Origin of the sequence: Paraburkholderia sp. C35, from assembly GCF_003121405.1 — a bacterium.
Classification (GTDB): domain Bacteria; phylum Pseudomonadota; class Gammaproteobacteria; order Burkholderiales; family Burkholderiaceae; genus Paraburkholderia.
Genome location: NZ_QBUY01000098.1, coordinates 18,957 through 34,422 on the forward strand (window position 1 = coordinate 18,957; position 15,466 = coordinate 34,422).

The 15,466-nt window shown below is 62.2% G+C and carries 10 protein-coding genes; 8 read left to right on the top strand and 2 right to left on the bottom strand.

Annotated features, from left to right (window positions below; genetic code table 11):
- The first annotated feature begins 93 nt into the window (after window positions 1-93).
- The 5 genes from DK391_RS35260 (at window position 94) to DK391_RS35280 (ending at window position 7,907) form a co-directional block, all read left to right on the top strand.
- The gene (locus DK391_RS35260) at window positions 94-699 is read left to right on the top strand and encodes a TetR/AcrR family transcriptional regulator (RefSeq protein WP_109482631.1); all 606 of its coding nucleotides are present in this window, start codon (window positions 94-96) and stop codon (window positions 697-699) included.
- A gap of 94 nt (window positions 700-793) precedes the next feature.
- Window positions 794-2,581 carry an acyl-CoA dehydrogenase C-terminal domain-containing protein gene (locus DK391_RS35265; RefSeq protein WP_109482632.1) on the top strand — a complete coding sequence of 596 codons (1,788 nt, stop codon included), beginning with the start codon at window positions 794-796 and terminating at the stop codon, window positions 2,579-2,581.
- Window positions 2,582-2,707: 126 nt separating this feature from the next.
- Window positions 2,708-5,143, top strand: coding sequence for a 3-hydroxyacyl-CoA dehydrogenase/enoyl-CoA hydratase family protein (locus DK391_RS35270; RefSeq protein ID WP_109482633.1), 2,436 nt, complete (start codon window positions 2,708-2,710; stop codon window positions 5,141-5,143).
- Between the two features lie 14 nt (window positions 5,144-5,157).
- The gene (locus DK391_RS35275) at window positions 5,158-6,357 is read left to right on the top strand and encodes an acetyl-CoA C-acyltransferase (RefSeq protein ID WP_109482634.1); all 1,200 of its coding nucleotides are present in this window, start codon (window positions 5,158-5,160) and stop codon (window positions 6,355-6,357) included.
- A gap of 785 nt (window positions 6,358-7,142) precedes the next feature.
- A complete protein-coding gene (locus DK391_RS35280) occupies window positions 7,143-7,907 on the top strand; it encodes an enoyl-CoA hydratase (protein ID WP_109482635.1) in 765 nt (254 codons plus the stop codon).
- Window positions 7,908-7,948: 41 nt separating this feature from the next.
- Here the strand turns inward: DK391_RS35280 and fdhD are convergent, their stop codons facing one another.
- The gene (fdhD, locus tag DK391_RS35285) at window positions 7,949-8,770 is read right to left on the bottom strand and encodes a formate dehydrogenase accessory sulfurtransferase FdhD (RefSeq protein ID WP_109482636.1); all 822 of its coding nucleotides are present in this window, start codon (window positions 8,768-8,770) and stop codon (window positions 7,949-7,951) included.
- A gap of 138 nt (window positions 8,771-8,908) precedes the next feature.
- On the opposite strand from fdhD, the gene DK391_RS35290 reads away from it, so the two are divergent.
- Entirely contained in the window at window positions 8,909-9,385 is a 477-nt protein-coding gene (locus DK391_RS35290; protein WP_109482637.1) for a nitrate reductase associated protein, read from the top strand.
- Window positions 9,386-9,566: 181 nt separating this feature from the next.
- A complete protein-coding gene (locus DK391_RS35295; RefSeq protein WP_109482638.1) occupies window positions 9,567-12,689 on the top strand; it encodes an EAL domain-containing protein in 3,123 nt (1,040 codons plus the stop codon).
- A 46-nt stretch (window positions 12,690-12,735) separates the two neighbouring features.
- Here DK391_RS35295 and DK391_RS35300 read toward each other — a convergent pair whose 3' ends face one another.
- Complete coding sequence (locus DK391_RS35300) at window positions 12,736-13,131, bottom strand: acyl-CoA thioesterase (protein ID WP_162600996.1); 396 nt, start codon at window positions 13,129-13,131, stop codon at window positions 12,736-12,738.
- A gap of 268 nt (window positions 13,132-13,399) precedes the next feature.
- Between DK391_RS35300 and DK391_RS35305 the strand changes: the two genes are divergently transcribed.
- On the top strand, window positions 13,400-15,271 hold the full coding sequence (locus DK391_RS35305) for an ABC transporter ATP-binding protein/permease (protein WP_109482640.1): 1,872 nt from the start codon (window positions 13,400-13,402) through the stop codon (window positions 15,269-15,271).
- Window positions 15,272-15,466 lie beyond the last annotated feature (195 nt).

Consider the following 15,466-nt stretch of genomic DNA (forward strand, 5'->3'; position numbering starts at 1 on the left):
TTTCTAATAAAGTCCTTGTTTCGCGGACGGTCGCATCCAATAATGGTACGACCGTTCGATTTTTCTTTCGATCAAATCAGACGGTACACAGCTATGCGAAAAGGCGAACAAACGCGAGCCGCGATTCTCGATGCAGCACTCGATCTGGCAAGCCGCGACGGACTGGAAGGTCTGACGATCGGTCTGCTAGCCGAGCGCATGCAGATGAGCAAGAGCGGAGTGTTCGCGCATTTCGGGTCGCGCGAAGACCTGCAGGTGGAAGTCGTGCGCGAGTATCACCGTCGTTTTGAAGACGAGGTGTTCTTCCCGAGTCTGCGCGAGCCCCGTGGCTTGCCGCGCTTGCGCGCGATGATCTCGCGCTGGATCGAGAAGCGCATCCAGGAAGTGACGACTGGGTGCATCTACATCAGCGGCGCGGTCGAGTATGACGATCGCGCGGAGAGCGCGGTGCGCGAGCAGTTGGTGGCGAGCGTCACGATGTGGCGGGCGGCGCTCACGCGAGCCATTTCGCAGGCGATGGAAGAAGGGCATCTGCGTGCGGATACAGACCCGCAGTTGATGCTGTTCGAACTGTATAGCTTCACGCTCGGCCTGCATCATGACGCACGCTTCCTGCATCTGCCCGATGCCGTGCGCCTGACGTGGGCCGCGCTGGAAAAACTGATTGTTTCGTATCAAAGCGAGAGCACAAGCCGCTAGCAAGGCCGGGTGGGTCCTTATCGGATGGGTCCATACGGCGGGGAGGCTGGCAGCGGAGCTTGAGCCAACACCTTTGGATTGACTGGAGAGACTCATGGGACAGTACGCCGCGCCGCTGCGCGACATGCAATTCGTATTGCACGAGCTGCTGAACGTCGAAGCCGAGATCAAACAGATGCCTAAGCACGCTGATCTCGACGCCGATACGATCAACCAGGTGCTCGAAGAAGCAGGCAAGTTCTGCTCGGAAGTGCTGTTCCCGCTCAACCAGAGCGGCGACCAGGAAGGCTGCAAATACGAAGGCGATGGCGTTGTCACCACGCCGAAGGGCTTCAAGGAAGCGTACCGGCAATACGTCGAGGCGGGCTGGCCCGCGCTCGGCTGCGATCCCGACTTCGGCGGCCAGGGGCTGCCCGCGTTCGTCAACAACGCGCTGTACGAGATGATGAACTCGGCGAATCAGGCGTGGACGATGTATCCCGGCCTGTCGCATGGCGCCTACGAGTGTCTGCACGCGCACGGCACGCCGGAACTCCAGCAGGCCTATCTGCCGAAGCTGGTGTCGGGCGAATGGACGGGCACGATGTGCCTGACCGAACCGCATTGCGGCACCGACCTCGGCATCCTCCGCACGAAAGCCGAGCCGAACAGCGACGGCTCGTATTCGATCAGCGGCACGAAGATTTTCATCTCCAGCGGCGAACACGATCTCGCCGAAAACATCGTTCACCTCGTGCTCGCGCGTCTGCCGGATGCGCCGCAAGGCACGAAGGGCATTTCGCTGTTCGTGGTGCCGAAGTTCATCCCCGATGCGAGCGGCAATCCCGGCGAACGCAACGGCGCGAAGTGCGGCTCGATCGAACACAAGATGGGCATTCACGGCAACGCGACGTGCGTGATCAATCTCGACAACGCGAAGGGCTGGCTGGTCGGTGAGCCGAACAAGGGCCTCAACGCGATGTTCGTGATGATGAACGCGGCTCGCCTTGGCGTCGGCATGCAAGGTCTGGGTCTGACGGAAATCGCGTATCAGAACTCGCTGGTCTACGCGAAAGAACGTCTGCAGATGCGTTCGCTGACGGGCCCGAAGGCGCCGGAAAAAGCCGCCGACCCGATCATCGTTCACCCTGACGTGCGCCGCATGCTGCTCACGCAGAAAGCCTACGCGGAAGGCGCACGTGCTTTCACGTACTGGGCCGCGCTGAACATCGACAAGGAGCTGTCGCACGCGGATGAATCCGTGCGCAAGGAAGCCGCCGATCTCGTCGCGCTGCTCACGCCCGTCATCAAGGCGTTCCTGACGGACAACGCGTTCGAAGGCACGAACATGGGCATGCAGATCTACGGCGGCCACGGCTTTATCGCCGAGTGGGGCATGGAGCAGTATGTGCGCGACGCGCGCATCAACATGATCTACGAAGGCACGAACTCGATCCAGTCGCTCGATCTGCTGGGCCGCAAGGTGCTCGGCGACATGGGCGCGAAGCTGAAGAAGTTCGGCAAGCTGGTGACGGATTTCGTCGAAGCCGAAGGCATCAAGCCGGAAATGCAGGAGTTCATCAATCCGCTCGCGGACATCGGCGACAAGGTGCAGAAGCTGACGATGGAAATCGGCATGAAGGCGATGCAGAACCCGGACGAAGTTGGCGCTGCTGCCGTGCCGTATCTGCGCACCGTCGGCCATCTGGTGTTCTCGTACTTCTGGGCCCGCATGGCGCGTCTCGCGCTCGACAAGGAAGCATCGGGCGATCCGTTCTACAAGTCGAAGCTCGCCACGGCACGCTTCTACTTCGCGAAGCTGCTGCCCGAAACGGCCTCGACGATCCGCGCCGCGCGCGCCGGTTCGAAGACGTTGATGGAAATCGACGAAGCGCTGTTCTAAAGCCATCACGAGGCGGCGCACGACAGCCATGCGCCGCCAACTCTTTCTCACATATAAGCCGCGCGCCGCTCACCAAAGCCCGCGTGCGGCAACTCGCGACACCGCATAACGCCCCGGAGGAACGACGTGAGCAATCTGATCATTCGTAAGGTGGCCGTGCTTGGCGCCGGCGTGATGGGCGCGCAGATCGCTGCGCACCTGATCAACGCGAAGGTGCCCGTACTGCTGTTCGATCTGCCCGCGAAAGAAGGCCCGAAAAACGCTATCGCGCTCAAGGCCATCGAGAACCTGAAAAAGCTGTCGCCCGCGCCGTTCGGCGTGAAGGACGACGCGCAATATATCCAGCCCGCCAACTACGACGACGACATCGCAAAGCTCGCCGAATGCGACGTAGTGATCGAAGCGATCGCCGAGCGCATGGACTGGAAGCACGATCTGTACAAGAAGGTGTCGCCGCATATCGCCCCGAACGCGATTTTCGCGTCGAACACGTCGGGTCTGTCGATCACCGAACTGTCGAACGGTTTCTCCGACGAACTGAAGGCGCGCTTCTGCGGCGTGCACTTCTTCAATCCGCCGCGCTACATGCATCTCGTCGAGCTGATTCCGACGGCGGCGACGCGTCCGGAAATTCTCGATCAACTGGAAACGTTCCTGACGAGCGTGGTTGGCAAGGGCGTCGTGCGCGCGAAAGACACGCCGAACTTCATCGCAAATCGCGTCGGTATTTTCTCGATCCTCGCGGTCATCAAGGAAGCCGAGAAGTTCGGCCTGCGCTTCGATGAAGTCGACGATCTGACGGGCAGCCGTCTCGGCCGCGCGAAGTCGGCGACCTTCCGCACGGCGGACGTGGTCGGTCTCGACACGATGGCGCACGTCATCAAGACGATGCAGGACAACCTCGCCGACGATCCGTTCTTCCCGGGCTACGAAACGCCTGCCGTGCTCGCCGCGCTGGTGAAGCAGGGCGCGCTCGGCCAGAAGACGGGCGCGGGCTTCTACAAGAAGGAAGGCAAGGCGATCAAGGTGCTCGACCCGAAGGCGGGCGCGTATGTCGATGGCGGCGCGAAGGCGGATGAACTGGTTGGCCGCATTCTGAAGCGTCCGCCGGCTGAACGTCTGAAGCTGCTGCGCGAATCGCAACATCCGCAGGCGCAGTTCCTGTGGGCGATTTTCCGCGACGTGTTCCACTACATCGGCGTGCATCTGGAATCGATCGCCGACAACGCCCGTGACGTAGACCTCGCAATCCGCTGGGGTTTCGGCTGGAACGAAGGTCCGTTCGAAGGCTGGCAGACGGCAGGCTGGAAGCAGATCGCCGAGTGGGTGCAGGAAGACATCGCGGCGGGCAAGGCATTGTCGAACGCGCCGCTGCCCGCGTGGGTGCTCGAAGGCACTGTCGCCGAGAAGGGTGGCGTGCATACCAGCGAAGGCTCGTGGTCGCCGGCTGAGAAGCGCTTTGTGCCGCGCTCGTCGCTGTCGGTGTATGACCGTCAGGTGTTCCGCGCGCCGCTCGCTGGCGAAACGGGCGCCGACCCGAAGACGTATGGCAAGACCGTGTTCGAAACGGAAGCCGTGCGTGCGTGGGTCGATGACCGTGCTGGCGAGAACGACGTGTTGATCGTGTCGTTCAAGAGCAAGATGAACACGATCGGACCGTCGGTGATCGATGGACTGACACAGGCCATCGATGTCGCCGAGAAGGACTACAAGGGCGTCGTGATCTGGCAACCGACGTCGCTGAAACTCGGCGCGCCGGGCGGCCCGTTCTCGGCGGGTGCGAATCTCGAAGAAGCGATGCCCGCGTTCATGATGGGCGGCGCGAAGGGCATCGAGCCGTTCGTGAAGAAGTTCCAGCAGGGCATGCTGCGCGTGAAGTATGCGAATGTGCCCGTGGTCGCAGCCGTGTCGGGCATTGCGCTCGGCGGTGGATGCGAGCTGGTGCTGCATAGCGCGAAGCGCGTCGCACACATCGAGAGCTATATCGGCCTCGTGGAAGTGGGCGTGGGTCTCGTGCCTGCTGGCGGCGGTTTGAAGGAAGCGGCGCTGCGTGCGGCTGAAGCGGCAACCCAAGTCGGCGCGACCAACGATCTGCTCAAGTTCGTGCAGAAGTCGTTCGAAAATGCGGCGATGGCGAAGGTCTCGGCATCGGCGCTCGACGCCCGCGCGATGGGTTATCTGAAGCCGTCGGACACGATCGTGTTCAACGTCTTCGAACTGCTCGATACGGCGAAGAAGGAAGCGCGTGCGCTGGCTGCGGCGGGATACCGTCCGCCGCTGCGTGTGACGCAGGTGCCGGTTGCCGGACGCTCGGCGATTTCGACGATCAAGGCGTCGCTGGTCAACATGCGCGATGGCCGTTTCATCAGCGAGCACGACTACCTGATCGCGGGCCGCATTGCCGAAGCCGTGTGCGGCGGCGATGTCGAAGCGGGCAGTCTCGTCGATGAAGAGTGGCTGCTGGCGCTGGAGCGTCGTGCGTTCGTCGAGTTGCTCGGCACGCAGAAGACGCAGGAACGGATCATGGGCATGCTGCAGACGGGCAAGCCGGTGCGCAACTGAGGAGAAAAACTCAAATGACCAAGCAATTGCAAGACGCATACATCGTCGCTGCGAGCCGCACACCGATCGGCAAGGCGCCGCGCGGCATGTTCAAGAACACGCGCCCGGACGAACTGCTGGTGCACGCGATCAAGTCGGCAGTCGGACAGGTGCCGGGCCTCGATACGTCGCTGATCGAAGACGCGATCATCGGCTGTGCGATTCCTGAAGCGGAGCAGGGTTTGAACGTTGCGCGTATGGGCGCGCTGCTGGCTGGCCTGCCGAACACGGTCGGCGGCGTGACGGTCAACCGCTTCTGCGCGTCGGGCGTGACGGCGCTGGCGATGGCGGCGGACCGGATTCGCGTCGGCGAATCGGACGTGCTGATCGCAGGCGGTTGCGAATCGATGAGCATGGTGCCGATGATGGGCAACAAGCCGTCGCTGTCGCCGCATATCTTCGATCGCAACGAAGATGTGGGCATCGCGTACGGCATGGGCCTGACGGCTGAGAAGGTGGCTGAGCGCTGGAAAGTGAGCCGCGAGCAGCAGGACCAGTTCTCGGTCGAGTCGCATCGCAAGGCGGTGGCCGCGCAACAGGCAGGCGAGTTCAACGATGAAATCGCTGCGTACACGATCACCGAGCGTTTCCCCGATCTCGCGACGGGCGAAGTGAAGGTGAAGACGCGTGAGGTATCGCTGGATGAAGGTCCGCGTGGCGATACGTCGATGGAAGGGCTGGCGAAGCTGCGCACGGTGTTCGCAAACAAGGGTTCGGTGACGGCGGGCAACAGCTCGCAGACGTCGGACGGCGCGGGCGCGTTGATCGTGGTGTCGGAAAAGATCCTGAAGCAGTTCAATCTGACGCCGTTGGCGCGGTTTGTCAGCTTCGCTGTGCGCGGCGTGCCGCCGGAGATCATGGGCATCGGTCCGAAGGAAGCGATTCCTGCGGCGCTGAAGGCCGCTGGGCTGAAGCAGGACGATATCGACTGGATCGAATTGAACGAGGCGTTTGCTGCGCAGGCTCTGGCAGTGATGGGCGATCTCGGGCTGGATCCGTCGAAGGTCAATCCGATGGGCGGGGCGATTGCACTTGGCCATCCGCTTGGGGCGACTGGGGCGATTCGTGCTGCTACTGTTGTGCATGGCTTGCGCCGGCGGAATCTCAAGTATGGGATGGTGACCATGTGTGTTGGGACGGGCATGGGTGCCGCTGGGATTATTGAGCGGGTTTGACTTTTGTGGTGGTGCTTGCGGGCCGCTGGTTTTTTTTGGTGGTTCGCAAGTGGGCTTTCGCTGGCGTCCGCTTTTTGTTAGTGGTCTGCCTGGGTTGCCCCTGTGCGGGGCGGCACCTACTTTTCTTTGCAGCGGCAAAGAAAAGTAGGCAAAAGAAAGCCGCTCACACCGCCAATCCTTGTTCTTGCCTGCGGGCCCCCAACCGGTCCTACACTCCAAACGGCAACACACTATTCATTGCCCGTTGCCAACGCTATTCATAAGCGCCTCACCCGCATCAATCACCCGTAGCGCAGCCAGCGGCAGCGAATCGTTACGGCCGCCCAGGTGGCGAACTGTGTGTCGGTTGTCGCGCCTATAGCGTCGGCGCTCCTACAAGACACACCGTCTTTGCTTTTTAGTCCGGAGTGGTGCGTGTATGGCGCGACAGCCGACACACAGTTTGCCACCTGGAGAACCCGGGCAGATTGATCGCGCAAGTTGCGACGCGGGGGCGTGAAGCGGGGGATGCGTGAATTAGAGCGCTGGCAACGGGCGTCAGCGAGTGCGATGCCGTGCGAGGTGTAGGACCCGTAGGGGTCCCGCAGGCAAAAAGAAATGTGGTGGTGTTAGCCCGCTTTCTTTTGCCTACTTTTCTTTGCGGCGGCAAAGAAAAGTAGGTGCTGCCCCGCACAGGGGCGACGCATGAAGTACGAAGGCAAAGCGCGGACGCCAGTGCAGACCCAAACGAACCACACCAGCCCAATCCAAGATCAAAAAGGCAAAAACCCTGGAGGAACGACAGAATGGACATCGAACTAACCCGCACCCACGACGTACAAACCATCGCCTTCAACCGCGCGGAGCGGAAAAACGCCATCACCGCGGCGATGTACCAGACGATGGCCGACGCGCTGACAGAAGCGCAGAACGACCCTAACACGCGAGCAATATTAATCCGCGGCAGCGCAGGCATCTTCAGCGCCGGCAACGATCTGGAAGACTTCATGAAGCAGCCGCCCGTCGGCGATAACGCTCCTGTCTTCCAGTTCCTGCGCGCGATCAGTTCGGCCGAAAAGCCGATCGTGGCATCGGTAGCGGGCGCAGCCGTCGGCATCGGCACGACTCTGCTGCTGCATTGCGACCTGGTCTACGCAGCCGACACCGCAACTTTCTCGCTGCCATTCTCGCAACTGGGCCTATGCCCGGAAGCAGCATCGTCGCTGCTGTTGCAACGCGTGGCCGGCTACCAGTCGGCGGCAGAAAAGCTGCTGCTCGGCGAGGCTTTCGACGCCAAAGAAGCGCAACGGATGGGATTCGTGAACCGTCTGCTGCCCGCCGCGGAAGTGGACGCGTTCGCGCTGCAACAGGCGCAGAAGCTGGCCGCGCTGCCTGCATCGTCGTTGCGCCTCACCAAGCAATTGATGAAACGCGCGACGCAGCACGAAATCCAGACGCAAATGACCGATGAAGCCGTGCATTTCGCGAAAATGCTGCTGGCGCCTGAAGCGAAGGAAGCGTTCAAGGCCTTCTTCGAGAAGCGCAAGCCCGACTTCCGCCAGTTCAGTTAAGCGCGAACAGAAGAATCAGGGCTCAAGAAGCGAAGCGGCCGTCACACCGTACCGTACTCGACATACCCCGCTTCGCGGCAGAAACTCACCAGCCGCACGCCCGCCTCGCGGGCAATCGTAATCGCCAGCGACGACGGCGCGGAAATCGTCGCCACCATGGGGATGTCGACGCGCGCTGCCTTGCGCACCAGCTCATAGCTCGCGCGGCTCGACAGAAAGACAAAGCCTTCCTTCGTGTCCACACGATCGAGCGACAGGCGCCCAATCAGCTTGTCGAGCGCGTTGTGACGGCCCACGTCTTCGAATGCGTACGAAATCGCGCCCGTCGCGTCGCACCACGCAGCGGCGTGCAGCCCGCCCGTCATCTTCGTGAGCGCCTGATGCGCAGGCAGTTCCTTCGCCGCACGCGCGATGGCATCCGGCGCGAGGCGCTGCAGAAAGCCCGTGTCAGGCACGCGCTCCGGCGTCAGATCGAGCAGATCGATGCTCTCGATCCCGCACACGCCACAACCCGTGCGCCCCGACAGCGCACGACGCTTTTCCTTCAGCGCGGCGAACGCCTGCTGCACGACGGTCAGTTGCACTTCCGCGTGCGGCAGTTTGCCGTCGTGGAGTTCGACCTCGATGTCCTGAATGTGCGCGCCACGCTCGACGATCCCCTCCGAAATCGCAAAGCCGACCGCGAATTCCTCGAGATCGCGCGGCGTGCACATCATCACCGCGTGCGAAATGCCGTTGAAGACCAGTGCAACGGGCCATTCCTGCCCGACGTGATCGGCAACGCTCTCGACCGTGCCGCCACGGTGCCGGCGCACCGCCTGCTCGACGATGCCCCGCTGCTCGCCCGTTTCCAGTTCGTTCACCTGCTGACTCCTGCGCAAAAACTGCCCATACACTGCCTGCAAGGCGCGACCCGCCCCAAGGCCGCCGCGCCACGAATATGGTTCTAAAATACCTCAGACCGGCACAGCGCGTTGGCCACCGAATAAGAGGAATCTGCCATGGGACTCAATGATGCGCCCCTGCTGTTCAATTTCGAGGTCGAATCGTCGGAGAATCTGAAATTCATTCCGATGGTCGTCCGATTCAATCTCGACCGTTTTGGGCTGCGGATTACGCTCGAACAATGGCAGACACTGCCGCACGAAGACCGCGTGCTGCTGGCGCGTTTCCCCGCCGACGACGACACGGCCATCGAGCCGAATTTCGACCACGCCCTGTTCGAGATGATGCGCACCCACGCGAACATCGAACCCGAATGGTTCACGCCCGAGGATAACCCGGCGTGGCGGGACACTGCAGTCGTCCCGGAAACCGTGCAGCACCAGGCCCGGCTCGCGGAGCTGGCTGCGCCGACCAGTGCACAGTGGTCGCAGCTTGCGCCGTTTCAGCGTTACGTGCTCGCGAAACTGTCGCGCAAGGCGACCAGCAACCATGATTTCGTGCCGGCCATGAAGGAATTTGGCCTCGCCGGGTGATTCCGCCGAAAGATTTTTCGCGTTTACCCTCAATCTCGTCCGAACGCTGCCGTTATCCAAAGGTTGGCGCGTCAAGCGCTGCGTCCGGCTGCGCGTCCGTTTTGTGCGTGGTCCGTGTGCGCAGCGCTGACTTGCTTCGCCGCGCGCCCCCGCCTGCAGGATCGAACGACGTTCGGAACCTATGATCTCTTTTCTATCGAAGCGGCTGCTGATCAATCTGGCGGTGGTCGCCGCGGCGGTGGGCGCGAATGCCTTCGTCGCCTACACGCAGATTTGCGGACAACGCGACGCCGACGCGCGCACGGTCCGCTCGACGGCCATTCGCCAGAACCTCGAAGCGTATCGCTCGACGCTCGAAGACGGGCTGGGCGTGCTCGGGCGTTATGAATCCTCAGCCGAGCCTGCGCCTGTCAGTGCGGCGGCAAATATGGCCGCCTCGCTCGCAAAGCTCGACCGCGCACTGCACGAACAGCTGGCGCATCAGCCCAACGTCGCCGATGCGCTCGCCCAGCTCACCTCCGACGGCGCGCGGCTTCAGCAGGACATCGCGCTCGCGCTGGCCAAGACGACCGCGCCCGAGCAGGACGGCTCGCGCGACTGGGCCGCGCAGACGTACACGCGCCTGGGCATGGAAGTCGACGGGCTGGAAGCGCGCATGGACCAGCTGCGTGAGCAGGAAGACCTCGCGCTGAAGGCGGCACTCGACGCGTCGATGCGCGATTCGCGTAACGCCATGCTGTTCCTGATCCTGACGATGCTCGCGGGCAGCGGGCTGCTGATCTACACCTTCGGCGCGCGTGAGAACGTCGCGCGCGAAAAGCTGCGTATCGCCAAGGCGCTGCACCGGCACGACGAGCGCTTTCGCGGGCTGTTCGAGCAGCATCCCGTGCCGATGTACATTTTCGATCGCGAGTCGCTGCGCTTTCTCGCTGTCAACTCGGCGGCCGTTCAGCAATACGGCTACTCGGAGAGCGAGTTTCTGGCGATGACGGTGCGCGCGATCCGTTCGCATGGCGAAGTCGCGCGGCTCGAATCGCATCTGCAGCGCAGCGACGTCGCGCCGGGCGGTCCCCGCACGATGGCGGGCATCTGGCATCACCGCCGCAAGGACGGCTCGCAGATCAGCGCCGACATCTCGTATCACGCGATGACTTTCCTGGGCCGTCCCGCGCTGTTCGTGCTCGCCGACGACGTCACCGAGCAGATCAACGCCGAAGCCGAAGCGCAGCGCTCGAACCAGATGCTGGAGACGGTGATCGACAATATCCCGCAACGCATCTTCTGGAAGGACAAGGAACTGCGCTATCTGGGCTGCAACATGGCGTTCGCGCGCGACGCGGGCCTCGCCTATCCGGAGCAGGTGATCGGCAAGCGCGACGAAGATATGCCGTGGCGCGCGTTCGCCGGGGAACTCAGCGGCCAGGACACCGAGGTGATGGCGTCGGGCGTGCCGAAGATGAACTACGAAACCGACATGGTGATCGACGGCGTGCATCGCACCACGGTGACGAGCAAGCTGCCGTTCACCGATAACGACGGCCGCGTGATCGGCGTGCTCGGTTCGTACACGGACATCACCGAGCGCAAGCGCGCGGACCTCGCGCTGCGCCTGCAAAGCCGCGCGCTCGATGCCAGCGTCAACGCGATTCTGATTACGGCGCCTTCGAAGGAAGGCAATCTGATCGAGTATGTGAACCCGGCGTTCAAGCGCATTACGGGCTACGACCCGCAGGAAGTGATCGGCCAGGATTGTCGCCTGCTGCAGCGCGACGACCGCGATCAGGAAGGCATCGCGGCGATCCGCCAGTCGCTGTCGGCGAACCGCGAAGTGAGCGCGGTGTTGCGCAACTACCGCAAGGACGGCGCGCTGTTCTGGAATCAGCTGTATATCGCGCCTGTGCCGGATGCCGAAGGGCAGACCACGCACCACATCGCCGTGATCAACGATGTGACCGCGCTGATCCGTTATCAGGAGCAGCTCGAATATCAGGCGAACTACGACAGCCTCACGCGACTGCCGAACCGCAATCTGCTGCGCGATCGCCTGCAACATGCACTGATCGTCGCGCAGCGGCATCACAAGGGCGTGGCCGTCGTGTTCATCGATCTCGACGGCTTCAAGAACGTCAACGACAGCCTCGGGCATAGCGTCGGCGACCGGCTGCTTTCCGTTGTTGCGGATCGGCTCGCGCGTTGCGCGCGGGCGAGCGACACCGTCGCGCGTCATGGCGGCGACGAGTTCGTGATCGTGATGACGGATACCGTCGACGAGCAGTCGCTGATTGCTTGGATGGAGCGCGTGCGCGCGTCGATTTCGGAGCCGGTGTGGCTCGACGGCACCGAGTTGTACGTGGGCTGCAGCATGGGCGCGAGCCTGTTCCCGCAGGACGGCGACGACGCCGAAACGCTGATGAAAAAGGCCGACCTCGCGATGTACCGCGCGAAGGATATGGGCCGCAACACGTTCCAGTTCTATCAGCCCGAGATGAACGTATCGGCGGGCGCGCGTCTGAATCTGGAGCGCCGTTTGCGCCGCGCGCTGCGCGACAACGAGTTTTTGCTGCACTACCAGCCGCAGGTCGATATCGAAACGGGGCAGGTGGTCGGCATGGAAGCGCTCGTGCGCTGGAGCGACCCGGAAGTCGGGCTGATTCCGCCGTCGCAGTTCATTCCTGTCGCCGAGGAAAGCGGGCTGATCGGGCCGCTGTCGGAATGGGTGCTGCGCGAAGCGTGCCGCCAGAACAAGGCGTGGCAGGACGAAGGCTTGCCGCCTGCGCGCGTGTCGGTGAATCTGTCGGCGCGGCAGTTCCAGCAGCACGATATTGCCAAGCTCGTGATGCAGGTGCTCGAAGAGACCGGGCTCGATCCGCAGTATCTCGAACTCGAACTGACCGAAAGCACCATTATGCGCAACGCGGAAGAGGCCGTGTCGATGCTCAACGAGCTGCACGCGCTCGGCATCGGCCTCGCCATCGACGACTTCGGCACGGGCTATTCGAGCCTGAGTTATCTGAAGCGCTTCCCGGTGGATCGATTGAAGATCGACAGGTCGTTCGTGTCGGATATCGGTGAATCGTCGGATGATGAAACGATCACGTCAGCGATCATCGCGCTCGCGCATTCGCTGAATCTGCAGGTGATTGCCGAAGGCGTGGAAACGTCGACGCAACTCGACTTTCTCAAGCAGCGCGCGTGCGACGAGATGCAGGGTTATTTCTTCGCAAAACCGATGCCGCACGATGCGATTCCAGGCATGTTGCAGCGGAGCGCGGAGAACGCGGCGTTGGCAGCCGCGGACGCGTGATCTGAGTGGGATCACGCCGCGCCTGCAACGGGCGCGGCGTGCCGGATCAGTCCAGCGCAGGCAGTGCGCGTGGGCGGCGGTCGCTGTCCGTGGCGACGTACGTCAGCGTGGCTTCCGTGACTTTCACCGTCTCTTCCGACAGGCTCATGCGCTGCGCGTAGACCTCGACGGAAACCGTCACCGACGTATTACCCGTCTTCACGATATCCGCGTAAAAGCTGAGCAGATCGCCGACGAACACCGGCTGCTTGAACACGAACGAATTGACCGCGATGGTCGCGACGCGGCCGTTGGCGCGGCGGCTCGCGGGGATCGAACCGGCGATGTCGACTTGCGCCATGATCCAGCCGCCGAACACGTCGCCATGCACGTTCGCATCTGACGGCTGCGGGACCACGCGCAGCGCGCAGTGCTTTTGTGGAAGTTGGAGATTCTCGGTCATCGGGGCGTCCATGAGTTCAGTTGTGCCGGGAGCGGTGGCTCTCACGACGACGGCCTGACGGGAAAGTCCGGATCAGCGCGGCGAAAGCGGCGCCCGCCGGCTTCTGCGACAATATTGCCAGATCAGGAATTGTACGGGAAAGCGCGCGCTGGAACTTAATGCCAGCCTGCTGCGCGGGCGGCGGTCGCTGCATCCGTTGCCCGTTTCTTCCGTCACATTTCCTACGAGTCACGCGTCAAGCGTGCAGGCAATCCCCAACAATAGAATCATGCGTCGCAATTCTGCATTGTCCGAGCCGTCGCCGATCTCGAATCAGCCACGCAACGACTGGCAAACCATCGTTTCGCTGCTGCCGTATCTGGCGACCTATAAATGGCGCGTCGCGTTCGCGCTCAGCTGCCTGATTGGTGCGAAGGTCGCCAATCTGGGCGTGCCGATCGTGATGAAGCGCATCGTCGATAGCCTGGCGTCCGTGCAGCATCTGACGGCGCTCGGCCGTGCGGAGCACGCGCCCGGTGTCGTGCTGCTCGGCGGCGTGGGGCTGCTGGTGGTCGCGTATGCGGTCGTGCGTCTGTCTACATCGCTGTTCACCGAACTGCGCGAGATTCTGTTCTCGAAGGTCACGGAAAGCGCAGTGCGTCAGCTTGCGCTGAAGGTGTTCCGGCATCTGCATGCGTTGTCGCTGCGGTTTCATCTGGAGCGGCAGACGGGCGGCATGTCGCGCGATATCGAGCGCGGCACGCGCGGCATCACGCAACTGATTTCGTACTCGCTGTACAGCATTCTGCCGACGCTGGTCGAAGTCGGTCTCGTGCTCGGCTTTTTCGTCGTCAAATACGAGGCGTATTACGCGATCGTCACGTTCGTGGCGTTGGCTGCGTACATCACGTACACGGTGAAAGTGACCGAGTGGCGCACGCAGTTTCGCCGCACGATGAACGAACTCGATTCGAACGCGAATTCGCGCGCCATCGATTCGCTGCTGAACTACGAGACGGTCAAGTACTTCAACAACGAAGAGTGGGAAGCGCGGCGCTACGATGAAAATCTGAAGCGTTATCGCGCGGCGGCGATCAAGTCGCAGAACTCGCTGTCGGCGCTGAACTTCGGGCAGCAGGCGATCATCGGCACGGGTCTCGTTTTCATTCTGTGGCGTGCAACGCAGGGCGTGATGGCGGGACGTCTGACGCTCGGCGATCTGGTGCTGATCAACACATTCATGCTGCAGTTGTACATTCCGCTGAATTTTCTCGGCGTCGTGTATCGCGAGCTGAAGCAGAGTCTCACTGACATGGACCGCATGTTCACGCTGCTCGGCGCCGCGCGCGAAGTCCCTGACGCACCCGATGCGCCGGCGCTTGTCGTGGGCGGCGCTCAGGTGAGTTTCGAGCATGTGAACTTTGCGTATGAGCCCGCGCGGCCGATCCTGCATGACGTGAGCTTCACGATTGCTGCGGGCACGACCACGGCGGTGGTGGGCCATAGCGGCTCGGGCAAGTCGACGCTCGCGCGGCTGCTATTCCGTTTCTACGATCTGGATCGCGCGACGGGTGGCGCAATACGTATCGATGGGCAAGATATTCGCGACGTGACGCAGGATTCGCTGCGGGCGTCGATTGGCATCGTGCCGCAGGATACGGTGCTGTTCAACGACACGATCTACTACAACATCGCGTATGGGCGGCCTTCCGCGACGCGCGATGAAGTAATCGCGGCGGCGCGCGCGGCGCATATCCACGATTTCATCGAGAGCTTGCCGAAGGGGTATGAGACGCCTGTCGGTGAGCGTGGGTTGAAGTTATCGGGTGGCGAGAAGCAGCGCGTGGCGATTGCGCGGACCTTGCTGAAGAACCCGCCTGTGCTGCTGTTCGATGAAGCGACTTCAGCGCTCGATTCGCGGTCCGAGCGGGCGATTCAACGGGAGCTGGATCAGATTGCGCGCGACCGGACTACGTTGATCATTGCGCATCGGCTTTCCACTGTGGTTCACGCGGAGCAGATTATCGTGATGGATAAGGGGCGCATCTGCGAGCGTGGGACTTTTGGTGAGCTTGTTTCTGCGGGTGGGCTTTTTGCGCAGATGTGGGCCTTGCAGCAGGAGAGGGCTGCGCATGCTGAAGAGGTGGCAGAGGGGGAGTGAGGTTTTTGCCGTTGGCGTCCGCGGTTTGTTTTTTCGCTGGCATCCGCGATTTGCCTTCGTGCTTCATGCGTTGCCCCTGTGCGGGGCGGCACCTACTTTTCTTTGCCGCGGCAAAGAAAAGTAGGCAAAAGAAAGCCGCTGAACACCGCCAGTTCTTGTAGTTGCCTGCGGGCCCCCAGCCGGTCCTATCCTTCA